The sequence below is a fragment of the Pantoea sp. ICBG 1758 genome, assembly GCF_002928325.1.
GTDB lineage: Bacteria > Pseudomonadota > Gammaproteobacteria > Enterobacterales > Enterobacteriaceae > Pantoea > Pantoea eucrina.
Genome location: NZ_POWL01000002.1, coordinates 430,813 through 453,547, shown reverse-complemented (window position 1 = coordinate 453,547; position 22,735 = coordinate 430,813). Strand labels below are relative to the sequence as shown.

General features: G+C 57.5%; 22 protein-coding genes. 1 reads left to right on the top strand and 21 read right to left on the bottom strand.

Annotated elements, in window-relative coordinates; genetic code table 11:
* Positions 1–18 precede the first annotated feature (18 nt).
* From pncC to C1Y41_RS11585, 8 genes are all read right to left on the bottom strand, one after another.
* Positions 19–510 (bottom strand): nicotinamide-nucleotide amidase, encoded by a 492-nt coding sequence (gene pncC, locus C1Y41_RS11620; protein ID WP_039379832.1) that lies wholly within the window; start codon positions 508–510, stop codon positions 19–21.
* A gap of 352 nt (positions 511–862) precedes the next feature.
* Positions 863–1,198, bottom strand: coding sequence for a zinc ribbon domain-containing protein YjdM (locus tag C1Y41_RS11615; protein ID WP_039379834.1), 336 nt, complete (start codon positions 1,196–1,198; stop codon positions 863–865).
* A gap of 84 nt (positions 1,199–1,282) precedes the next feature.
* Complete coding sequence (gene mltB, locus C1Y41_RS11610) at positions 1,283–2,365, bottom strand: lytic murein transglycosylase B (RefSeq protein WP_039379836.1); 1,083 nt, start codon at positions 2,363–2,365, stop codon at positions 1,283–1,285.
* 128 nt (positions 2,366–2,493) lie between these two features.
* Positions 2,494–3,579: an alcohol dehydrogenase catalytic domain-containing protein gene (locus C1Y41_RS11605; protein WP_039379838.1), complete on the bottom strand. Its 1,086-nt coding sequence runs from the start codon at positions 3,577–3,579 to the stop codon at positions 2,494–2,496.
* Positions 3,580–3,645: 66 nt separating this feature from the next.
* On the bottom strand, positions 3,646–4,614 hold the full coding sequence (locus C1Y41_RS11600; protein ID WP_039385622.1) for an ABC transporter permease: 969 nt from the start codon (positions 4,612–4,614) through the stop codon (positions 3,646–3,648).
* Positions 4,615–4,631: 17 nt separating this feature from the next.
* The gene (locus tag C1Y41_RS11595) at positions 4,632–6,116 is read right to left on the bottom strand and encodes a sugar ABC transporter ATP-binding protein (RefSeq protein WP_104085502.1); all 1,485 of its coding nucleotides are present in this window, start codon (positions 6,114–6,116) and stop codon (positions 4,632–4,634) included.
* Positions 6,117–6,137: 21 nt separating this feature from the next.
* Entirely contained in the window at positions 6,138–7,004 is an 867-nt protein-coding gene (locus tag C1Y41_RS11590) for an ABC transporter substrate-binding protein (RefSeq protein ID WP_369826801.1), read from the bottom strand.
* Between the two features lie 357 nt (positions 7,005–7,361).
* On the bottom strand, positions 7,362–8,351 hold the full coding sequence (locus C1Y41_RS11585; RefSeq protein WP_039385624.1) for a LacI family DNA-binding transcriptional regulator: 990 nt from the start codon (positions 8,349–8,351) through the stop codon (positions 7,362–7,364).
* Between the two features lie 331 nt (positions 8,352–8,682).
* Between C1Y41_RS11585 and mutS the strand changes: the two genes are divergently transcribed.
* The gene (mutS, locus tag C1Y41_RS11580; protein ID WP_104085501.1) at positions 8,683–11,238 is read left to right on the top strand and encodes a DNA mismatch repair protein MutS; all 2,556 of its coding nucleotides are present in this window, start codon (positions 8,683–8,685) and stop codon (positions 11,236–11,238) included.
* Between the two features lie 57 nt (positions 11,239–11,295).
* Here the strand turns inward: mutS and rpoS are convergent, their stop codons facing one another.
* The 13 genes from rpoS to cysG form a co-directional block, all read right to left on the bottom strand.
* Entirely contained in the window at positions 11,296–12,288 is a 993-nt protein-coding gene (gene rpoS / locus C1Y41_RS11575; RefSeq protein ID WP_039330767.1) for an RNA polymerase sigma factor RpoS, read from the bottom strand.
* A 51-nt stretch (positions 12,289–12,339) separates the two neighbouring features.
* Entirely contained in the window at positions 12,340–13,479 is a 1,140-nt protein-coding gene (nlpD, locus tag C1Y41_RS11570; RefSeq protein WP_039379844.1) for a murein hydrolase activator NlpD, read from the bottom strand.
* Positions 13,480–13,645: 166 nt separating this feature from the next.
* Positions 13,646–14,272, bottom strand: a complete 627-nt coding sequence (locus C1Y41_RS11565; RefSeq protein ID WP_104085500.1) for a protein-L-isoaspartate(D-aspartate) O-methyltransferase — start codon at positions 14,270–14,272, stop codon at positions 13,646–13,648.
* Positions 14,269–15,027, bottom strand: coding sequence for a 5'/3'-nucleotidase SurE (gene surE, locus C1Y41_RS11560; RefSeq protein WP_039385625.1), 759 nt, complete (start codon positions 15,025–15,027; stop codon positions 14,269–14,271). The genes C1Y41_RS11565 and surE overlap by 4 nt, the downstream gene beginning before the upstream one ends.
* Before the next feature lie 222 nt (positions 15,028–15,249).
* On the bottom strand, positions 15,250–16,293 hold the full coding sequence (gene truD / locus C1Y41_RS11555; RefSeq protein WP_071668537.1) for a tRNA pseudouridine(13) synthase TruD: 1,044 nt from the start codon (positions 16,291–16,293) through the stop codon (positions 15,250–15,252).
* Complete coding sequence (gene ispF, locus C1Y41_RS11550; RefSeq protein WP_039379851.1) at positions 16,290–16,769, bottom strand: 2-C-methyl-D-erythritol 2,4-cyclodiphosphate synthase; 480 nt, start codon at positions 16,767–16,769, stop codon at positions 16,290–16,292. The genes truD and ispF overlap by 4 nt, the downstream gene beginning before the upstream one ends.
* The gene (gene ispD / locus C1Y41_RS11545; RefSeq protein WP_104085514.1) at positions 16,769–17,485 is read right to left on the bottom strand and encodes a 2-C-methyl-D-erythritol 4-phosphate cytidylyltransferase; all 717 of its coding nucleotides are present in this window, start codon (positions 17,483–17,485) and stop codon (positions 16,769–16,771) included. Before ispD ends, ispF begins: the two co-directional genes overlap by 1 nt.
* A gap of 4 nt (positions 17,486–17,489) precedes the next feature.
* Positions 17,490–17,807, bottom strand: a complete 318-nt coding sequence (gene ftsB / locus C1Y41_RS11540) for a cell division protein FtsB (RefSeq protein WP_039379853.1) — start codon at positions 17,805–17,807, stop codon at positions 17,490–17,492.
* Between the two features lie 169 nt (positions 17,808–17,976).
* On the bottom strand, positions 17,977–18,297 hold the full coding sequence (locus C1Y41_RS11535; RefSeq protein WP_039379856.1) for a DUF3561 family protein: 321 nt from the start codon (positions 18,295–18,297) through the stop codon (positions 17,977–17,979).
* Between the two features lie 58 nt (positions 18,298–18,355).
* A complete protein-coding gene (cysC, locus tag C1Y41_RS11530) occupies positions 18,356–18,961 on the bottom strand; it encodes an adenylyl-sulfate kinase (RefSeq protein ID WP_104085499.1) in 606 nt (201 codons plus the stop codon).
* On the bottom strand, positions 18,961–20,388 hold the full coding sequence (gene cysN, locus C1Y41_RS11525) for a sulfate adenylyltransferase subunit CysN (RefSeq protein ID WP_104085498.1): 1,428 nt from the start codon (positions 20,386–20,388) through the stop codon (positions 18,961–18,963). The genes cysC and cysN overlap by 1 nt, the downstream gene beginning before the upstream one ends.
* Before the next feature lie 10 nt (positions 20,389–20,398).
* The gene (cysD, locus tag C1Y41_RS11520; RefSeq protein WP_039379862.1) at positions 20,399–21,307 is read right to left on the bottom strand and encodes a sulfate adenylyltransferase subunit CysD; all 909 of its coding nucleotides are present in this window, start codon (positions 21,305–21,307) and stop codon (positions 20,399–20,401) included.
* 9 nt (positions 21,308–21,316) lie between these two features.
* Positions 21,317–22,732, bottom strand: coding sequence for a siroheme synthase CysG (gene cysG, locus C1Y41_RS11515; protein ID WP_071668539.1), 1,416 nt, complete (start codon positions 22,730–22,732; stop codon positions 21,317–21,319).
* Positions 22,733–22,735: the final 3 nt, after the last annotated feature.

The window sequence follows — 22,735 nt, the reverse complement described above, 5'->3', positions numbered from 1 at the left end:
AATCATACAGTATCAAGCCTAATTTATCAGAAATTGATCAAGCAGCGTCTGCAGCGCCCACGCCACCGACTGACGCCGCACCGCCTCGCGATCGCCTGCAAAAACACAGCGTTGCGCAAAGATACCTTCCGGTCCGGCAAGGGCAAACCAGACGGTGCCCACGGGTTTATCTGCGCTGCCGCCGCCCGGTCCTGCAATGCCGCTTACAGCGATCCCATAAGGTGCCTGCGCCGCCTGACACGCGCCTGCCACCATCTCACGTACCGTCTCTTCACTCACTGCGCCATAGCGCGCAAGCGTGCTCGCCTGCACGCCTGCCATCTGCTGCTTGGCACTATTACTATAGGTGACAAATCCGCGCTCAAACCAGGCAGAGCTGCCGCTGATATCTGTGAAAACTTTGGCAATCCAGCCGCCGGTACAGGATTCAGCCGTCGTCACGCTGGCGTGGCGCGCTATGAGCTTTTCGCCAATCTGACGGCTTAACTGCTGCAGCTGTTCATCATTCATCGCTTTCTCCTTTTGCGGCGCAACGTTAGCAGTAAATGGAGCGGCAGACGGCGCTTTTCAACCAGCAGCAGTGAAATTTGCGCCCCTGCTTCCGCTGCCTCCGGTCCGGTTTCATGCCATCCTGACCGGATGCGGGGAAGCGCACAGCAGCGTGCCGTTGCCGCGTGCCGGATCGGCCGGAGTCAGTACCGCTTAATCAAGCATAGTCGCGATCTGTGCCAGGCAGGCGCTGACGTTCAGCAGTGAGTGAGACCGGAGGTGTTCAGTACAGAGGGTGGCGCAGCAGGAACCGAAAGCGGGAGGCGTAAATACCTTCAGGGTAAAAAACAGGACGGCCTGCGCCGTCCGGCCATCAGCTCTTTTTCACAAACTCAGATTTGAGTTTCATCGGGCCAAAGCCCTCGATTTTGCAGTCAATATTGTGATCACCTTCAACCAGACGAATACTTTTGACCCTGGTACCAATTTTCAGCACCGAAGAGCTGCCCTTTACCTTTAAATCTTTGACCACGGTGACGCTGTCGCCATCTGCCAGCGTATTGCCATTGGCATCGCGTACCAGCAGCGTATCGCTCGCTTCTGCCGCGCTGGCAGACCAGATATGGCCGCACGACGGGCAGTTAAGGTTGTCGCCATCCTGCCAGGTATAATCAGCCTGACACAGCGGACAGGCGGGTAAATGCTCCATAAGTGCTCCTGATAATCTGCATGCGGTGAAATGGCACCGCAAAGAGGGTGCCATATTATATCCTCACACTTTATAAGGACAGCATTAAAGCAGATTGCCCTGCCGCGCTTTGGCGACCTCCTCTCCCAGCTGCCATACGGCCATCGCGTAATGGGTGCTGTGGTTATAACGCGTAATCACATAGAAGTTAGGCAGGCCGTACCAGTACTGATAGCTGGTGCCCAGATCGAGTCGCAGCAGGCTGGCTTCGCTGTTGCCATTCAGTGAGCCCTGCGGGGTCAGACCGCTCGCCGCCAGCGTGGCAATCGGATAACGCGTTTTGAAGCCATTCTCCAGCGCGGGTGCCTGTCCGCTCGCCGGTACGGCGACTGTCTCACCGCTGCGCCAGCCGTGCGCTTTGAAATAGTTTGCGACACTGCCAATCGCATCAACCGGATCCCAGAGATTGGTATGACCATCTCCGTTGAAATCCACCGCGTACTCTTTATAGGATGAGGGCATAAACTGGCCATAGCCCATTGCCCCGGCAAAGGATCCGCGCAGATCCAGCGGATCGTCCTGTTCGGTGCGCGCCATCAGCAGAAACGTTTCCAGCTCGCTGCTGAAGTAGGCGGCGCGGCGCGGATAGTTAAACGAGAGCGTCGCCAGCGCATCCAGCAGACGGGTTTTGCCCATCACCCGGCCCCAGCGCGTCTCAACGCCGATAATGCCGACGATAATTTCCGGCGGTACGCCATAAACCTGCTGCGCCCGCTGCAGAGCATCTTCATACTGATTCCAGAACGCTACGCCATTCTGTACGTTATCGGGCGTGATAAATTTTTTCCGGTAGCGCAGCCAGGCGCCGTTTGGCCCCGCTGGCGGCGTATAGCTCGGTGCCTGCTGATCCATCAGGCGCAGTACGTAATCAAGCCTCTTTGCCTGGCCGATAACCGCATGCAGCTGATCGCGATCAAAACCATGTTTCGCTACCATCCGATCGATAAATTGTTCTGCTGCCGGGTTGCCGGCAAAGTCACCAAACATCGGCTGAACCGCATGCGACGAATCCAGCAGGAAGCCGCCTTTAGGTGCCGGCACAACATCGCCTTGCTGATGAGGCGCAGGCTTGCTGCTGCAGGCAGCAAGCAGGAAAAACAACGGAATGAGGGCAACCTTAATACGCATTAGATATCCATAAGCGAGCAAAAAACCTGAACGCATATGGTAGTCGTTCAGCGCATTAACGGACAGAGTAATGTCGTAACTTTACGCGGTGTGTGCGCCCCTCAGGACGAGGTGGCGCACGTAACGGTTCAGGGTACCAGCAGCACTTTGATCGATTCGCGACCTGATGCCATCGCAAACCCCTGCTCCCACTCCGCCAGCGGAAAACTGTGCGTAACAATGCCTTCTGCGGTGAACCATTTTTTCTCAAAAAAGCTGATGACCGTTTCATAGCAGTGCGGGCCAAGATGTGAGCCGCGCACATCCAGCTCTTTGCGGTCGCCAATGATCGACCAGTCTACCGTTGCAGGCTTACCAAACACGCTGAACTCGACATAGCGGCCCATGCGCCGGATCATCTGCAGTCCCTGATTAACTGCCAGCGGGTTGCCGGTCGCCTCTATATAGATGTCGCAGCCGTAGCCGTCAGTGAGTTTGCGCACCTCCGCATCCACATCCTGCTCCAGCGGGTTGAAAACCAGATCGGCCCCCAGCTTTTTCGCCAGCGCCAGACGTTCCGGAATGGTATCCAGTACAATAAACAGCTTGGGGTTTTTGAGGCGGATAGCCTGAATCATGCCGGTGCCGAGCGGGCCAGCCCCAGCCAGAACCACCACATCATTGAATTCAATCGCCGCGCGGTTCACCGCGTGGACCGCACAGGCGAAGGGCTCAATCAGCGCGCACTCTTCGTGCGTCAGCGTATCAGGAATTTTATGCACCCGGCTGTTGGCTTTGAACAGCATATATTCGGTCATACCGCCATCAGAGTCCTGCGTCTGAAAGCCGTAGATGTCGTGCTTTTCGCACATCCAGTATTTGCCATCTTTGCAGAAGCGGCACTGATTACAGGGAATAATCTGTTCAGCGATGACGCGGTCGCCAGGCGACACGCCAAAATGCTCCAGCGCGCCCTCGCCATATCCGACGACCGTGCCATAAAACTCATGCCCCACCACTACTGGCGTTTTAACCCAGGCTTTTTCCGGATTGCCATCTCCCCAGTACATTGGCGCCCCGTGCCAGCAGTGGACGTCAGACGCGCAGATACCACATGCCCCCACTTTTACCAGCAGCTCGCGTGCTTTTGGCTCAGGCAGCGGTAAGGTTTCCAGGCGATAATCGCGCGGGCCATAGTTCACCAGGCTTTTGATCTGTTGCGGCAGAATATTCATAGCGTATCCTTTTCGATAAATGTTAACGTCAACATTGAATGACAGAGAGATAGCCCGCAGGCTATCTTAACGGTGTGCTTTACGCTTAACGGAACTCAGCCAGATCGCGCCCAGAATGATCCCGCCTTTAATCACAATCTGCACATAGGGTGAAACCCCCATCAGATTCAGGCCATTATTGAGAATGCCGAGCATCATCGCGCCCACCAGCGTCCCAAGAATGGCACCTTTACCGCCAGCTATTGCCGCCCCGCCCAGCACGACAGCAGCGATCGCATCCAGCTCAAATCCGTTACCGGCGTTGGGCTGTCCGCTCATCAGACGCGAACTGAGCACAATACCGGCCACCGCCGCCGTGAGTCCGCTGATGATATATACCCAGAGCTTGGTGCGTGAGACACGGATACCGCTCAGGCGCGCGGCCTCTTCATTGCCGCCCAGAGCGTAGACGTGACGACCAAACGGCTTCTGATGCAGCAGGATCCACGCCAGCAAATAGACCACCAGCATGATTAAAATGGGCACCTGAATACCCAGCAGGCTGGCACGGCCAAACATCATGAAGCTTTCCGGCAGGCCGGAGATGGGATATCCCCCGGTATACATCAGCGCCAGTCCCCGTGCGATCCCCATGCTGGCGAGCGTAACGATGATGGGCGGCATCCGCAGCCAGGCGATACAGCCGCCGTTCAGGGCGCCAAAGCCCATACCGATCAGCAATCCAGCCAGCACCGCCAGCGGCATCGGAATTCCCGCCACCATCAGACCGGCGGCCACTGTGCCGGAGAGCGCCATCACCGATCCCACCGACAGGTCGATCCCGCCAGTTAAGATGGCACAGGTCATTCCCACGGCAATAATGGCGTTGATAGAGACCTGACGCGCCACGTTGCTGAGGTTGTTCGCGGTCAGAAAGCTATCGTTGAGAAAAATCATCACAATAAACAGCAGCACAAAACCGACAAACGGCAGGAAGGCGGGATGGTGCAGACAGCGGTCAAGCCGGCCGCGCCTGCGCGACGTTTGTGACAGCATGGAATTAGAGAGAATACTCATGATGCGTTCCCCGTAGCGTGTAGCATGATGGTTTCAGCGTTGATTGCCGTATCGTGAAGCTCCTGCGCAATATGTCCGTTGCGAAACACCAGCACCCGGTGGCAGAGGCCAATAATCTCCGGCAGCTCAGAAGAGATGACGATGATGGCGATGCCCTTACGGGTCAGCTGCTGCATCAGCTGATAAATTTCCATTTTTGCGCCTACATCGATACCGCGTGTGGGTTCGTCAAAGATCAGCACTTTGCAGTCATTATTCAGCCAGCGCGCAATGACCACCTTTTGCTGATTGCCGCCGCTAAGCGTATTCACCTCCTGCTCCGCTGACGGCGTTTTCACGCCAACCCTGCGGATAAGATCGCTGACCACTTCACGCTCGCGCACATGGTGCAGAAATCCGCCGTGGGTGATCTGCCGGTTCAGCGTGATGTTATGCGCCACGCTAAACGGCAGTACCAGCCCTTCGGTTTTGCGGTTTTCCGGCAGCAGTCCGATCCCCTGCTCTAAGGCATCGGCGGGCGTACGCAGCCGCAGCGGCTCGCCATTCAGGCGTACCTCTTTTTGCCAGCACGCCTGTGCACCCAGCATCGCGCAGGCGGTTTCGGTGCGGCCCGATCCCACCAGCCCGGCAAAGCCGAGAATTTCTCCGGGCCAGAGCTGAAAAGCGTCTGCGGGCCCCTGGCGCTGGCGCTGCAGATTGACGTCCAGCAGCGGTAGCGTTGCCGCCGGCAGCGGCAGTTTATCGGGGAAATGCTGTTCCACCTGACGGCCCACCATCATTTTTACCAGCTGCTCGCTGCTGCAGTCGCTCACCGGGAGGGTGCCAACATAGCCTCCGTCGCGCAGTACCGTGATGGTGTCGCATACCGCAAAGATCTCCTCCAGATGATGCGAGATGAACAGCATGCCCACCCCCTGCTGTCGCAGGTCGCGCATCACCCGGAACAGATGCTCAGCTTCACCCGGCGTCAGCGTTGCCGTAGGTTCATCAAGGATCAGGATCCGCGCATCCAGCGCCAGCGCTTTGGCAATCTCAACAAACTGCTGCTGCGCCACGCTGAGGTGCGTTACCGCAATGTCCGGATCGAGTTCAACCCCCAGCCGCGCCAGCAGCGCCAGCGTACGACTGCGCATCGTCTGGCGATCCAGCCATCCCCAGCGGGTACGCTGTTCGCGATTCAGAAAAATATTCTCGACGGCATTAAGACCCGGTATCAGCGAGAACTCCTGAAAGACAATTCCCACGCCAGCTGTTATCGCCTGACGATAGCCAGCAAACTGCTGCGGCCGATCGTCGATAGCGATTTCGCCGCTGTCAGGCTGATAAATACCGCTCAGGATCTTCATCAGCGTGGATTTACCCGCCCCGTTTTCACCGAGCAGCGCATGGATTTCACCGGCGTGCAGCGTCAGGTTGATGTTGTTTAACGCGCGTACGCCCGGAAATGATTTACTGATTCCGCTGAGTTGCAGTAACGGCATGGCAGCGCCTCCCCGGAGTGATTACCAGCTAAAGCCGCTGGCGTTCTCTTTCGTGATCAGTTTTACGTCAAGCGGTACTGCAGCCGGCACCTGACTTCCCCAGTGCTTCGCCATCGCCACGCCCAGCCCCAGCCGTACCATGTCACGCGGGAACTGCGCAGAAGTTGCAATAAACGGCGATCCCGCTTTCTCAATCTCTTTCACCGCTTCCGGCTGACCATCGACGCTGACCAGTTTCACATCTGCGCCGTTCGCCTGAATCGCCGCCAGAGCCCCGAGCGCACCGGTATCGTTGACGCTAAAAATGCCGGCCAGATCCGGCGCTGCCTGCAGCATATTTTCGGTAACGCTTAGCGCAGTATCACGCTCCTGTTTGCCGTTCTGACGGTTAACGATTTTGATGCCGGGATATTTCTTCATTGCATCTTCAAACCCTTTAACGCGTTCGATGATCGGCACCACCGGAATACCATCAAGAATGGCGACCTTACCTTTACCGCCCAGCGCTTTCGCCAGAAACTCTCCGGCCTGCAGGCCGGCATCATAATTTTTGGAGCCAACAAAAGAGTCGATTGGGCCTTTAGCCTGAGCGTCAATCGCCACTACCACTACGCCCGCTTTTTTTGCCTCGTTTACCGCGTTTTCCACCCCGTTGGTGTCCGCCGGATTAATCAGCAGGATGTCGACTTTTTTCTGCAGCATATCTTCAATGTCGTTGATCTGCTTTGAGACATCGTGACGGGCATCTGCCTCAATCACCGTAGCCCCCATGCTGCCGGCTGCAGCCTTGAGCGCTTCCTGCATGGTGACAAAATAGGGGTTATTCATCTCCTGGAAGGACATGCCGATAGTCAGCGGCTTTGCTATCGCCAGTGCAGATGCCAGCATTAAAGGGGTCGTTACACAGAGCGCCAGCAGGGTGTTCAGTTTGCCTTTCATAATTTTCTCCGGGTCTTTTCAGTTAACTGCTTATCGTCGTTACGAAATAAAGCCGGTACAGGAACACTGCGCAACCACACCTGAAATGTTGACGTTAACATAAAGATAAAAACGTTCTGTATGCCAGGAATACGCTATCTGAGGATTGTTAAATTCATCGCCACAGACATGAGATCAAAATTTAAACACCTGAAATGACAACGTCAACATTCTCAGATGGACAAGTTTAAGATCCTTGCGGCATGTCACATCTTATTAACATCGCTTTCAGTGTTGTTACAGAAAAAACCCGGCAGGCGTCTGAAACTAAAGGTTTTTCAGGAAGCCATTAAGCATCACGCGGGTTTCGTAGGGACGGCCCTCAATAGCAGAGATGATATTTTCTGACACCACCCGCGCCCACTGGCCGGTATCATGAGCGACATAAGGAATAACCTGATTAAAATCTTCGGCGCAGGGTACTTCATCAACAGAGATAAAGCCGGTGTCGTGCATTCCCCACTTGTTGGCCAGATTAATAGCCGCCAGCGTAATCATGCCGTTTAATCCGACAATTGCATCGTAGCGTTCATGGGTGGTAGAGAACCATGACTGAATCATCGCCTTAGCATGTTCGTAGCGGTAGTCGGTATAAAGCGTGTGCAGAGTAACGCGCTCGTCAATCCCGCTTCGGATCCCGTCAATACGCTGCCGGGTAATGTGAGAGTGTTCGCTGCCGCCAATGACCAGCACATTGCGAAACGCTTTTTTCATTATCGCTTCTGCAACCAGCTCACCGGCACGGCTGTTGTTGATATAGACCGCCGGCAGCAACGTATCAAACTGACGATCCAGCTGGATAAGCTGGCTTGAGGAGTGGCGCACCACGTCGATATGGCTTTTATCGTAGCGGTCAGAATCCTCCACTACCGACAAAATAATCCCGGCCGCTTTATAGCTGACCAGCGTCTGCAGCGCGCGCGCCTCAATCTGCCGGTTGCCGTTCGTGGTAAAGAACATGACCGAATAGCCTTTGGCATCTGACAGGCGGCACACCTCTTTGATGATATGGGAATAAACAATATTAAAGGTATCGTCGGTAACCACGCCGATAATAGGGCTCTGGCTGGCTTTGATATTGCGGGCAAACGCGTTAGGCACATAGTTAAGCGTGCGTGCTGCGGCCAGGATCCGCTCGCGCGTTTCGGGTTTAACCTTATCAGGGGCAGTAAACACGCGTGAAACGGTAATATTGGTTACGCCGGCAATCTGCGCAATATCTTTAATGGTGGCCGCTTTGGTACTTTTTCGGGTCATAACATTCGCTATTGGCAGTGTCAGCAGGAGTAACGCGATGGTATCAGCTTTCGTGAAATGTTGACGATGACATTTTGCGCCCTCAGCGCAGAAACAGTACCGGCTCATTCTGCAATTCTGAAGCCTGCCCGAAGAAACAGCCCTGCGCGCCGGTTTTCCTGCTATACAGACTCCGTTATCATAATCAGCACGTACTCGTGAACACATTCAGGTTACTGCCCGCCCTTCAGTCAGCCTCTGGCAACCACGCTGAGCCCTAAGAGGGGCAGATAAAAGAGAATCAGAATCATGTATCGCGCTGCTTATGTTTAAACATGGACACCCTAATACTATGAGTACATTAGAGAATATCAGCGCTCACACGCCAATGATGCAGCAGTATCTGCGCCTGAAAGCCGATCACCCTGACATCCTGCTGTTCTACCGCATGGGCGATTTCTACGAGCTGTTCTTTGATGATGCAAAGCGCGCCTCGCAGCTGCTGGAGATCTCCCTGACCAAACGGGGTGCTTCAGCCGGTGAGCCCATTCCGATGGCCGGTGTGCCCTATCACGCCGTAGAGGGCTATCTGGCAAAGCTGGTTCAGCTGGGTGAGTCAGTGGCGATTTGCGAACAGATCGGCGATCCGGCGCTGAGCAAAGGCCCGGTTGAACGCAAGGTGGTACGGATTGTCACCCCTGGCACTATCAGCGATGAAGCGCTGCTGCAGGAGCGCCAGGATAACCTGCTGGCCGCTATCTTCCAGAGCCAGCGCGGCTTTGGCTACGCCACGCTGGATATCAGCTCCGGGCGTTTCCGCCTGAGCGAACCGGGCGACGCTGAAGCGATGGCAGCAGAACTCCAGCGCACGAATCCTGCGGAGCTGCTCTACCCTGAAGACCTGCAGGCGATGTCGCTCATTGACCAGCGCCGCGGGCTGCGGCGGCGTCCGCTGTGGGAATTTGAGATCGACACCGCGCGCCAGCAGCTGAATCTGCAGTTCGGCACGCGCGACCTGCGCGGATTTGGCGTGGAGCAGGCACATCTGGGGCTGCGCGCTGCGGGCTGTCTGCTGCAGTATGCCAAAGATACTCAGCGTACCACGCTGCCGCACATTCGTTCCCTGAGCATGGAGCGCCAGCAGGATAGCGTGATCATGGATGCGGCCACGCGCCGTAATCTTGAAATCACCCAGAATCTGGCCGGCGGGATCGATAACACGCTGGCAGCGGTCCTGGATAAAACCGTCACGCCGATGGGCAGCCGTATGCTGAAGCGCTGGCTGCATATGCCGCTGCGTGACCTTACGACAATTGTCCGGCGTCAGGATGCGATTGCAGAATTGCAGTCGCTGAGCGACGCGCTGCAGCCGGTCCTGCGTCAGGTAGGCGATCTGGAGCGCATACTGGCACGCCTGGCGCTGCGCACCGCGCGCCCGCGCGATCTGGCGCGCATGCGGCATGCGTTTCAGCAGCTGCCGGAAATCAATCAGCTGCTGGCCGGAGCAGAGGCGGAACGGCTGGTGAGCCTGCGCACGCAGACGGGCGAGTTTGCTGAGCTGCGTACGCTGCTGGAGCAGGCAATTATTGAATCACCGCCGGTGCTGGTGCGTGACGGCGGCGTCATCGCGCCTGGTTACAACGCTGAACTCGATGAGTGGCGGGCGCTGGCTGACGGTGCCAGTGACTACCTTGACCGGCTGGAGATCCGCGAGCGGGAAAAACTGGGGCTGGATACGCTGAAAGTCGGCTTTAACGCGGTACATGGTTACTACATTCAGGTCAGCCGCGGTCAGAGTCACCTGGTGCCCATCCACTATGTGCGCCGCCAGACGCTGAAAAACGCCGAGCGCTATATCATTCCTGAGCTGAAAGAGTATGAAGATAAAGTTCTGACCTCCAAAGGCAAGGCGCTGGCGCTGGAAAAAGGCCTCTATGAGGAGCTGTTCGATCGCCTGCTGCCGCATCTTGAAGCGCTGCAGCTGAGCGCGGCCGCGCTGGCCGAGCTGGATGTACTCGCCAGCCTGGCAGAGCGCGCCTGGACGCTGAACTACTGCCGGCCGGTGCTGCAGGAGAAAGCGGGTATCCGCATTACCGCAGGCCGGCATCCGGTGGTGGAACAGGTGCTGAAAGAGCCCTTTATTGCCAACCCGCTCTCGCTGTCGATGCAGCGGCGCATGCTGATCATCACCGGACCAAACATGGGCGGTAAAAGCACCTATATGCGTCAGACCGCGCTGATTGCGCTGATGGCGTGGATAGGCAGTTTCGTACCGGCTGAAGAGGTCGTGATTGGTCCTGTCGATCGCATCTTTACCCGCGTCGGTGCGGCAGACGACCTTGCCTCCGGCCGCTCAACTTTTATGGTTGAGATGACAGAAACCGCCAATATTCTGCACAATGCGACGGAAAATAGCCTGGTACTGATGGATGAGATAGGTCGCGGCACTTCAACCTATGATGGCCTGTCACTCGCCTGGGCTTGTGCCGAAAGCCTTGCCAGTCGCATCAAAGCGATGACGCTGTTTGCCACCCACTATTTCGAGCTGACCACGCTGCCGGAAAAACTGGAGGGTGTTGTGAATGTGCATCTGGATGCGGTTGAACATGGCGATACCATCGCTTTCATGCACAGCGTGCAGGAGGGTGCCGCCAGCAAGAGTTATGGCCTGGCGGTTGCGGCGCTGGCGGGCGTGCCAAAAGAGGTAATCAAGCGCGCGCGGCAGAAGCTGAAAGAGCTGGAGGCGCTTTCCGGCAGTCAGAACGCCTCGGCAGCCAGCGGTGCGCAGCTGCCTCTGCTGGTGGCAGAGACCTCGCCGGCGGTGGACGCGCTGGAAGCGCTGGATCCTGACAGCCTGACGCCAAAGCAGGCGCTGGAGTGGATCTACCGGCTGAAAAGCCTGGTCTGATCGCAGCAAAAAAAAACGGTGACCAGACAGGTCACCGTTTTTGCTGCTGATTATGGCTTATTCACGAAACAGTGCTTCGATATTAAGGCCCTGTGTCTGCAGGATTTCCCGCAGGCGACGCAGCCCTTCCACCTGAATCTGACGAACGCGCTCGCGGGTTAACCCGATTTCGCGACCCACATCTTCCAGGGTTGCCGCTTCATAGCCTAACAGGCCGAAACGACGCGCCAGCACTTCACGCTGCTTGGCATTGAGTTCAAACAACCACTTAACGATGCTCTGTTTCATGTCATCGTCCTGCGTGGTGTCTTCCGGGCCGTTGTCTTTCTCATCGGCCAGGATATCCAGCAGCGCTTTTTCGGAATCACCACCCAGCGGGGTGTCAACCGAGGTAATACGTTCATTGAGACGCAGCATACGGCTCACGTCATCAACCGGCTTGTCCAGCTGCTCGGCAATCTCTTCCGCACTCGGCTCGTGATCGAGCTTGTGTGAAAGTTCACGCGCGGTACGCAGGTAAACGTTCAGCTCTTTGACAATATGAATCGGCAGGCGAATTGTACGGGTTTGGTTCATGATAGCCCGTTCAATAGTCTGACGAATCCACCAGGTAGCGTACGTTGAGAAACGGAACCCGCGCTCCGGGTCAAATTTCTCTACGGCACGAATCAGGCCGAGGTTACCCTCTTCAATCAGGTCCAGCAGGGCCAGACCACGATTGCTGTAACGACGGGCAATCTTCACTACCAGGCGTAAGTTACTTTCGATCATGCGGCGGCGAGAAGGAATATCGCCTCGTAAAGCACGACGCGCAAAGAAGACTTCTTCTTCTGCCGTCAGCAACGGGGAATAACCGATCTCTCCGAGGTAGAGCTGCGTCGCATCCAATACTCGTTGCGTCGCACCCTGTGACAACAGCTCTTCTTCTGCTACTTCGCTATCACCAGGTTCGTTCTCAACAAGAGCTTTCTCATCGAAAACTTCAGCTCCGTTCTCCTCGAATTCCGCATCTTCATGTAACTCATTAACTTTCAGCGTATTCTGGTTCATAAGCGGCTCCTACCCGTGATCCAAGGGCAGAACACCAAAGGTTCTGCCGGATTATCGCTGCGGTAAATAACGCAACGGATTTACGGATTTCCCCTTGTAACGAATTTCAAAGTGCAATCTAACTGAACTGGTACCGGTGCTACCCATGGTAGCTATCTTTTGCCCCGCCTTAACTTCCTGTTGTTCCCGGACCAGCATTGTATCGTTGTGGGCGTAGGCACTCAGATAATCATCATTATGCTTAATGATGATCAAATTACCGTACCCGCGTAACGCGTTACCTGCGTACACCACCCTTCCCGATGCGGTAGCGACAACAGATTGTCCGCGAGACCCGGCGATATCGATACCTTTGTTTCCGCCTTCCGCAGCAGAGAAGTTATCGATGATCTTGCCATCAGTCGGCCAGCGCCAGCTCCCCACCGGGGTTGAGCTATTTGAGGTGCTGCTGACTGTAGGCGGTGCGGTAACCGGAGCTGTGGTCGTTGCCACATTAGTTGCTCCTTTCGACGGTAGCATTTTCCCACCTGTCGAACCTGAATCATCAGAATACGTAATAACAGGTTGCTGTGCAACAGCAGGGGATTTTATTTGCGTTTGCGCCGTTGTTCCGGTGGCTCCGCTCTGGCTGGCATCGGCTGCTGTAATCGCATTTCCACCGGTAATTGTCTGACCGTTACCGTTGCCTACCTGCAGGGTTTGCCCTGCGCTCAGGCCGTATGGCGCGGGAATATTGTTGCGCTGAGCCAGATCGCGGAAGTCATTGCCGGTGATCCAGGCAATATAAAACAGGGTATCGCCATGTTTGACGGTATAGGTTTCACCGCCGTAGCTGCCTTTCGGAATATTCCCGTAATTGCGGTTGTAAACAATGCGTCCGTTTTCAGTCGCTACATTATTACTGGCACTAATCATTCCACCCGCAGGAGCAGCAGAAGATGTATTACTGCTTAACATTCCGCCCTGTGGCATAGCGGGCACCGGCGAACTCTGCCCGGAAACCATACCACCCCCTTGTGGAGCGACCATACCGCCGCCCTGAGGGGTCAGCATACCGCCGCCATTATTACTGCCAACCTGACTGATAGGCGCCTGCGTATTATCGCCAGAGCTACAGCCAGCCAGCCAGAAACCTACCAGTGAGACTGCCGCCAGACGGCGTAATTGAAATGCGGTGCTTCCTGTGCTCATTGCTCCCCCGTGATGGCAATACTGGTCAGAACTCTCTCGCGGCCTGAACCGCATAAATCTCTACGCGAATAGGCTCAAACGCGCATCGGTATCGAAAAAGAGGATAGTAACAATATCACCTGCGCCATGCCACGCTGTGATTGTGAAGAAATACGTAAGATCGCCCTTACGCCAGGTCACCCTGCACCAGCGGAACAAAGCGTACCGGCTCGATAATCTCTTCCGTCAACTCGCCCTTGTGGCGGCGCAGACGCTTAAGCACCTGATGGTCCTCCCCCACCGGCAGCACCATTCTGCCACCCTCACCCAGCTGTGCTATCAGCGCAGTCGGAATTTCGGGGGGCGCTGCGGTAACAATGATGGCATCAAACGGCCCGCGCGCGGGCCAGCCGAGCCAGCCATCACCGTGCCGGGTAGAGATATTATGCAGGTCGAGCTGCTTCAGACGGCGTTTAGCCTGCCACTGCAACCCTTTGATGCGCTCAACGGAACAGACGTGATTGACCAGATGCGCCAGAATAGCGGTCTGATAGCCGGAGCCGGTGCCGATTTCCAGTACGCGGGAGTGCGGGTTCAGCTCCAGCAGCGCGGTCATACGCGCTACCATATAGGGCTGGGAAATGGTCTGTCCGTTGCCGATAGGGAGTGCCATGTTGTCCCACGCCTTGTGCTCAAACGCTTCATCTACAAAGCGCTCACGTGGTACATCCGCAATCGCCTGCAGCAGACGCTCATCTGTAATGCCCTGCGCCCGCAGCTGGGCTAACAGCGTGTCGATGCGCCGGTTTATCATGCCAGTGAGACCTCTGCCTGCAGCAGCCAGTCATGCAGCACGCTCTGCGCGGCGTGTGCGGTGAGATCGACATGCAGCGCCGTCAGCGAAACATAGCCGGCGTCTACGGCGGCAAAATCGGTGTCGGGGCCGGCATCAAGCTGTTTGCCTGGCGGGCCTATCCAGTAGAGCGGCTGGCCGCGCGGATCTTCAGTGCAAATCACCTGATCTGCCGGATGGCGGCTGCCGCAGCGCGTGACGCGAAAACCTTTAATCTGCGCCAGTGGCAAATCGGGCACATTAATATTGAGGATACGTCCGGTACGCAGCGGTGCCCGGGAGAGCGCACGCAGCAGCACGCAGGTTACGGCTGCCGCACTGTCATAGTGCGTATGACCATTCAGCGACACCGCCAGCGCCGGCAGGCCGAGATGGCGCCCCTCCATCGCAGCTGCAACGGTACCGGAATAGATCACATCATCGCCCAGATTGGGACCGGCATTGATGCCTGAGACCACAATGTCAGGACGCGGTTGCATCAGCTTATTCACGCCGAGAAAAACGCAGTCGGTGGGTGTCCCCATCTGTACAGCGATATCGCCGCTGGCATGCGTGAAGGTACGCAGCGGCGTTTCCAGCGTCAGTGAATTTGAGGCACCGCTGCGGTTGCGGTCGGGTGCCACCACCTGTACCTCAGCAAATTCCCGCAGCGCGTGCGCCAGCGTCTGAATGCCGGGCGCATGGATTCCATCGTCGTTACTCAGCAATATCCGCATCTGTTTCTGACCTTTGTTCATTCACCGGTCCCCGCCAGCCGGTGCCGGCTGTGCGAAAAATCGGGCGTAGTTACGCCAGCGGCCGGTGAGACAGGGATAGATGCATTCTAGCGATGAGGCGTGGGAAGTGGTAGACGTAAATCGTGACAGAGGCAGGGTTTGTCTCTGCAGTGGTCAGAACCCGGCCAGCGGCCGGGTGAATTAACGCGCCGGGCGTCAGCGCTACTCGTCGCCGAGCGGTGCCGCAGCGCCGTTGCTCAGCAGCTCGCGCACCAGGCTGGTGGCGAAGCTGCCGGCGGGCAGCCAGAACTGCAGGGCCAGCGTGGCGTCATCCTGCCACTGCCACTGCAGATTATCCGGCACCACCAGCATCGCGCGGCGGGCGGTATCAACCCGTTCACGCGTCAGCAGCGTCAGCAGTGCCGGCGACTGCGCCAGCTGCTGCTGCTCGAATGCGGCAACTTCTCCCTGCGTGCCCGCCTCACCGCGTCCCGCCAGCGGTGCCGTGATGCGCAGCTCATGCGCGGCCACGCGCTGCTGCAGCGCTGGCAGCTCATCGGCAGCGGCGACAAACCAGCTGCCGCGTCCGGCGAGCTGCAGCGCATCGCCTGCCTGCGCCAGCTGCAGTGAGCCGTCGCGCTGCAGACGCGCGCTGGTCACCTGATTAAACAGGTAGCTACGCGCGGCTGACAGCAGCAGGCCTTTCATATTCCGATCGCGCGGATGAAACTGCTCTTCTGCCCAGCGCTGCGCCTGCTGCAGGTTATTCCCGCCGCGGCCAAAGCGCTGCTCGCCAAAATAGTTGGGAACGCCCTGAGCCTGAATCTGCTGCAGGCGCGCGTCAACGTCGGCGCGATCAGACACGTCGCGGATCACCAGCCGAAAGGCATTTCCCGCCAGCGCGCCGGTACGCAGCTTACGCCTGTGCCGGATCACCTGCAGGATCTCAACCCCTTCAAGCTGAAAGCCGCTCATTACCGGCATTGCGTTACCCGGCAGGCGGAAACAGAGCGTCTGTTCAGTCACGGCGTGGCGATCTTTCATGCCGGCATAGCTCAGGTCGCGCGCCGGCACGCCCAGATATTTTGCCAGGGCTTCAGCAACAAAACGCGTGTTGCAGCCCGTTTTGCGGATGCGTACCAGCAGCTGCTCGCCGTCGCCGTCATAGGGATAACCGAGATCTTCGATCACCACAAAATCATCCGGACGCGCTTTAATTATGCCAGTGGCAGCAGGCACGCCGTGCAGATAGTGCAGCTCACTCATGCGTCAGCCTTTACCAGCAGAGCCACTGCCTCGCAGGCAATACCTTCACCGCGTCCGGTAAAGCCGAGCTTTTCGGTGGTGGTGGCCTTCACGTTAACCGCATCCATGTGGCAGCCCAGATCTTCGGCGATATTGACGCGCATCTGCGGCACGTGCGGCAGCATTTTAGGCGCCTGCGCGATAATCGTGACGTCAACGTTGCCAATGGCGTAGCCTTTCGCCTGAATACGACGCCACGCTTCGCGCAGCAAGCCGCGGCTGTCAGCTCCTTTAAACGCCGGATCCGTATCCGGAAAAAGCTTGCCAATATCGCCCATCGCCACCGCGCCCAGCAGGGCATCGGTCAGCGCATGCAGCGCAACGTCGCCGTCGGAGTGGGCAATAAAACCGTGCTCAAACGGGATACGCACCCCGCCAATCACCAGTGGACCTTCACCGCCAAAAGCGTGAACGTCGAAGCCGTGACCGATACGCATTATGCGTTCTCCTGTCGTTGAATCTGAGTAAGGTAAAAGGCCGCCAGCGCCAGATCTTCCGGCCGCGTGACCTTGATGTTGTCGCTGCGCCCGCTAATCAGCTGCGGATGATAGCCGCAATACTCCAGCGCTGACGCCTCATCCGTGATCGTAGCGCCTTCGCTGAGCGCCCGGCTCAGGCAGGCAGTCAGCAGCCTATGCGGGAAAAACTGTGGCGTCAGCGCGTGCCAGAGATCGTCACGCTCCACCGTATGTGCCACCGCCGTTTTGCCCGGCTCAGCGCGCTTCATGGTATCGCGTACCGGTGCTGCCAGAATGGCGCCGGTTCTGCTGTGCTCCCGCACGGCCAGCAGCCGTGCCAGGTCGTCAGCATGAAGGCACGGGCGCGCGGCGTCATGCACCAGCACCCATGCGCTCTCTCTGATGTGCTGTAACCCTGCCAGCACTGACTCGGCCCGGGTTGCGCCGCCGGTGACCCGCACCACGCGCGGATCGTGCGCCAGCGGCAGCGAATCGAACCAGCCGTCGTCAGCGCTGACGGCGACAATCACCTGCTGCACTGCGGCGTTAGCCAGCAGGCGCGCCACGCTGTGTTCCAGCAGCGTCATGGTACCAATAGTGAGATATTGCTTGGGAAACGCTGCCTGCATGCGACTGCCGACACCGGCAGCCGGCACGACGGCAATCACATCCGCAGCGTGAGAGTGGTGAGTCATGTTGTTATCGTTGCTGATTTTGCGCAGACTGCTGCGCATTTCGTTTGTTCTGGTCTGCCACCAGGCGATAGAAAGTCTCGCCGGGTTTAATCATGCCCAGCTCGCTGCGTGCGCGCTCCTCAATCGCCTCTGAACCGCCATTGAGATCGTCAATTTCGGCAAACAGCTGATCGTTTCGTGCTTTGAGTTTGGCGTTATTCGCCTGTTGTGACACCACGTCTTCGCTGACGCGTGTGTAATCATGGATACCGTTCTTGCCCAGCCACAGGGAATATTGCAACCATCCCAGTAGCGCGAGCAGCAGTAACGTCAGTTTTCCCATCCCCGCCCCCTGAAAAACGGCCCAATCATCCCATAACTTGAGCCCGGACTCCACTGCGGCAGCGAAAATGGCGCGTAAGCAGATTTATCCGGATTATTTATAGCAGGCGGTCACGAAAAACAGCAGGCAAACTTTTGTAACCAGCGGATGCGTTTGCACATCTCTGCGCTTACCAGCCGGACAGATAGGAGAACACCAGCCAGAAGAGGCAGATGACCAGCAGACCGGTCGCCAGGGCGCACCAGAAGAGGTGCCCACGCATCATCAGGCTCAGCACGATGCCGGCCAGCACCGATACCGGCAGCAGCGCAAGGAAAAAAGGCCAGGTATAGAGAAAAAAGAATAGCGTATTGGAGCCGTAGAGCAGAAAGGGAATGGCCAGCGCGCACCAGTAGGCAAAAAAGCCAATAACGCCGCCGGGTAATGAGGAGCGCGGCTCTTCGGGCAAGCTGTCGTCTTTGCGTGCGAGCATGGGAGTGACGTTCTGCATAGAGATCCTGTTGACGCTAAAATGCGGCAAACCCGGAGAAGGCGTTTGCCGCGTCGGTTCAGGATCTGATGATATCGCGGCGGCGCAGCAGGTCTAACAATTGGGCCGCGAGTTTTGTAACCAATTGTTCGCCATCCAGCGTGATATCAGCGGCTTCGGGCGCCTCATACGCGCTGTCAATACCGGTGAAATTACGCAGTTCACCGGCGCGCGCTTTTTTATATAATCCTTTCGGATCGCGCGCTTCACACACCGCCAGCGGTGTATCGACAAAGACCTCAATAAACTCACCTTCGCCCAGCAGATCGCGCACCATCTGCCGCTCAGCCCGGTGCGGCGAGATGAAGGCGGTGAGCACCACCAGTCCGGCATCGACCATCAGCCGGGCCACCTCACCCACGCGCCGGATATTCTCCCGGCGATCGTCATCGCTGAAGCCGAGATCGCGGCACAGACCGTGGCGCACGTTGTCACCGTCCAGCAGGTAAGTGCTGACGCCAAGCTGATGCAGCGCCTGCTCCAGCGTACCTGCCACGGTGGATTTACCCGAGCCGGAGAGCCCGGTAAACCACAGCACTACACCCTGATGACCATGCTGCTGCTCACGCGCCGCCCGGGTGACCGGATGGTCGTGCCACACCACGTTTTCATCATGCTGCGCCATTACGCACCGCCCAGCAGATCGCGCGCGTTCCAGTGCGGGAAGTGACGACGCACCAGCGCATTCAGCTCCAGCTCAAAGGCGCTAAAGTTACCCGCTGTAGCAGGTGCTGCGCTCTGCGGCTGGTTAATCATACCGGCGCCCACGGTGACGTTGCTCAGCCGGTCAATGAAGATCATGCCGCCAGTTACCGGGTTTTGCTGGTAAGGATCCAGCACCATCGGCTCATCAAAGGTGATTTCTACCAGTCCGATACCGTTCAGCGGCAGGCTGTCAACGGTGTGCGTTGCCAGGGTATTGATCTCCACCTGATGCAGGATTTTTTCCACCCGGCTGCGCGCTTTTTTGCCCGCAATTTTGATTTCATAGCTTTGACCCGGCTGCAGCGGCTGCTCCGCCATCCAGACCACGTCAACCGTAGCGGACTGTACCGCCTGCAGTTCAGCATCGGCAGCAACCAGCAGGTCGCCGCGGCTGATATCGATCTCATCGTTCAGCACCAGCGTAATCGCCTCACCCGCCGCAGCTTCCGGCAGATCACCATCAAAGGTCACGATACGTGCGATAGTCGACTCCACGCCAGAAGGCAGGACTTTTACCCGATCTCCCGGCCGTACGGTGCCTGACGCCAGCGTTCCGGCATAGCCGCGGAAATCGAGATTAGGACGGTTAACATACTGCACCGGGAAACGCATGGGCTGGTGATCGACAACGCGCTTCAGCTCAACCGTTTCCAGTACGTCCAGCAACGTCGGACCGCTGTACCACGGCATAGTCGTGCTCGGGGTAGCGACATTGTCCCCTTCCAGCGCGGACATCGGTACAAAACGAATATCCAGATCGCCCGGCAGCTGGGCCGCGAAGTCGAGGTAATCCTGTTTGATCTGCTCAAATGTCTCCTGGCGATACTCCACCAGATCCATTTTGTTGATCGCCACTACCAGATGTTTGATGCCCAGCAGCGTTGAGATAAAGCTGTGGCGCCGGGTCTGATCCAGCACGCCTTTGCGCGCGTCGATCAGCAGAATAGCCAGATCGCAGGTTGAGGCGCCGGTGGCCATATTGCGGGTGTACTGCTCGTGCCCCGGGGTATCCGCGATAATAAACTTGCGTTTTTCCGTCGAGAAGTAGCGATAGGCGACATCGATAGTGATGCCCTGCTCGCGCTCTGCCTGCAGGCCATCCACCAGCAGCGCCAGATCGAGTTTTTCACCCTGGGTACCATGACGTTTGCTGTCGTTATGCAGAGAGGAGAGCTGATCTTCATAAATCTGTCGCGTATCGTGCAGCAGGCGGCCAATCAGGGTGCTCTTGCCGTCATCTACGCTGCCGCAGGTCAGGAAACGCAGCAGGCTCTTATGTTGTTGCGCCGTCAGCCAGGCTTCTACGCCACCCTGCTCGGCAATCTGTTGTGCAATAACGGTATTCATCTGCGTCTCCTTAAAAATAACCCTGGCGTTTTTTCAGTTCCATTGATCCCGCCTGGTCGCGGTCAATCATGCGTCCCTGGCGTTCGCTGGTGGTGGAGACCAGCATCTCTTCGATAATCTCCGGCAGCGTCTGCGCTTCAGACTCTACGGCGCCGGTCAGCGGCCAGCAGCCCAGCGTACGGAAACGCACCATGCGCTCGGTGATCTCTTCACCTGGCTGCAGGTTGATACGATCGTCATCGATCATCATCAGCATGCCGTCGCGCTCCAGTACCGGGCGCGGCGCGGCCAGGTAGAGCGGTACGATTTCGATGTTTTCCAGGAAGATGTATTGCCAGATATCGAGTTCGGTCCAGTTAGAGAGCGGAAATACGCGAATGCTTTCGCCCTTGTTGATCTGGCCGTTGTAGTTATGCCACAGCTCAGGACGCTGATTTTTGGGATCCCAGCGATGAAAGCGATCGCGGAAAGAGTAGATGCGCTCTTTCGCGCGCGATTTCTCTTCATCACGGCGCGCGCCACCAAAGGCGGCATCAAAACCGTATTTGTTGAGCGCCTGCTTCAGCCCTTCCGTCTTCATAATATCGGTATGTTTGGCGCTGCCGTGAACAAACGGGTTGATCCCCATTGCCACGCCTTCCGGATTACGGTGCACCAGCAGCTCGGCACCCATGTTTTTCACCGTACGGTCGCGAAACTCATACATTTCGCGGAATTTCCAGCCGGTATCCACGTGCAGCAGAGGAAACGGCAGGGTTCCCGGGAAGAATGCTTTACGCGCCAGATGAAGCATTACCGAGGAGTCTTTGCCGATGGAGTACATCATCACCGGATTGCTGAACTCGGCCGCCACCTCGCGGATGATATGGATACTCTCTGCTTCCAGCTGACGCAGATGAGTAAGACGATTTTGGTCCATAGTTTTTCCTCAAGCCAAATTGACAACGGCGGACTCGCGAGCCCCCTGCTGTGCAGAATGTTGAAACCAGGCTAATTGCCCGTGCAAGTTCACCACTTCGCCAATCACTAACAGCGCAGGCGTCGGCGCGGCGGCTGCCAGCACCTCAAGTTGATTCAGGGTTCCGGTCAGCACCTGCTGATCCTGACGCGTGCCGCGGCCAATCACCGCCACGGGCGTCAGCGGATCGCGGCCGTGGTCAATCAGACCGGCGGCAATTTCCGCTGCTTTTACGGTGCCCATATAGATAGCCAGCGTCTGGCGCGCACGCGCGAGGGATGGCCAGTCGATGCCATCGCCGTCAGCGCGGCAGTGGCCGGTAATAAACATCACGCTCTGCGCATAATCGCGGTGCGTCAGCGGAATACCGGCATAGGCGGTCGCGCCTGCGGCGGCAGTAATACCCGGCACCACCTGGAACGGAATGCCTGCCGCTTTCGCCGCCTGCAGCTCTTCGCCGCCGCGGCCAAAGATAAAGGGATCGCCGCCTTTCAGACGCACGACGCGCTTGCCCTGCAGCGCCAGTGATACCAGCAGCTGGTTCGTCTCTTCCTGCGGCACCGAATGGGCGCCGGCGCGTTTTCCAACACAGATGCGGTCGGCATCGCGCCGCACCAGATCCAGCACCTCATCGCTGACCAGATGGTCATACAGCACCACATCAGCCAGCTGCATCACCTGCAGACCGCGCAGCGTCAGCAGACCGCTGTCGCCAGGACCCGCGCCGACCAGCGCAATTTCGCCCTGGTTATCGCTGATATGTTCCAGTTCGCGATCGAGCGTCTGGCGTGCGGCGCTGACGTTACCGGCCGCCATCTGGCTGGCAAACAGGCCATTAAAGGCGCGCTCCCAGAAGCGGCGGCGATCGGACATTTTGCGATAGCGCTGTTTGACTTTGTCGCGCCACTCTCCTGCCAGCGCGGCCATCTGACCCAGGTTTGCCGGCAGCAGCGCTTCGATTTTCTCCCGCAGCAGCCGCGCCAGTACCGGCGCGGTGCCGCTGGATGAGATCGCCACCACCAGCGGTGAGCGGTCAACAATAGAAGGGAAGATAAAGCTGCATTTAGGCTGGTCATCCACCACGTTAACCAGCTTGTGCCGCGCGTTGGCGGCGTCAAACACCTGTGAATTAAGTGCGTTATCGTCGGTGGCAGCAATAACCAGAAATACGCCGTCAAGCTGAGCCGGCTCAAAACTGCGGGCTATCCACTCTACGGCCTGTTCTGCCTCCAGCGCCTGCAGTTCATGCCCCAGCTCGCGGGCGGCCACCAGGATGCGCGCGCCAGCCCGGCGCAGCAGTTCAATTTTACGGGCAGCGATTTCACCACCGCCGACAACCAGCACCGGACGCTGTCTGAGATCGGCAAAGAGGGGCAGATAATCCACGAT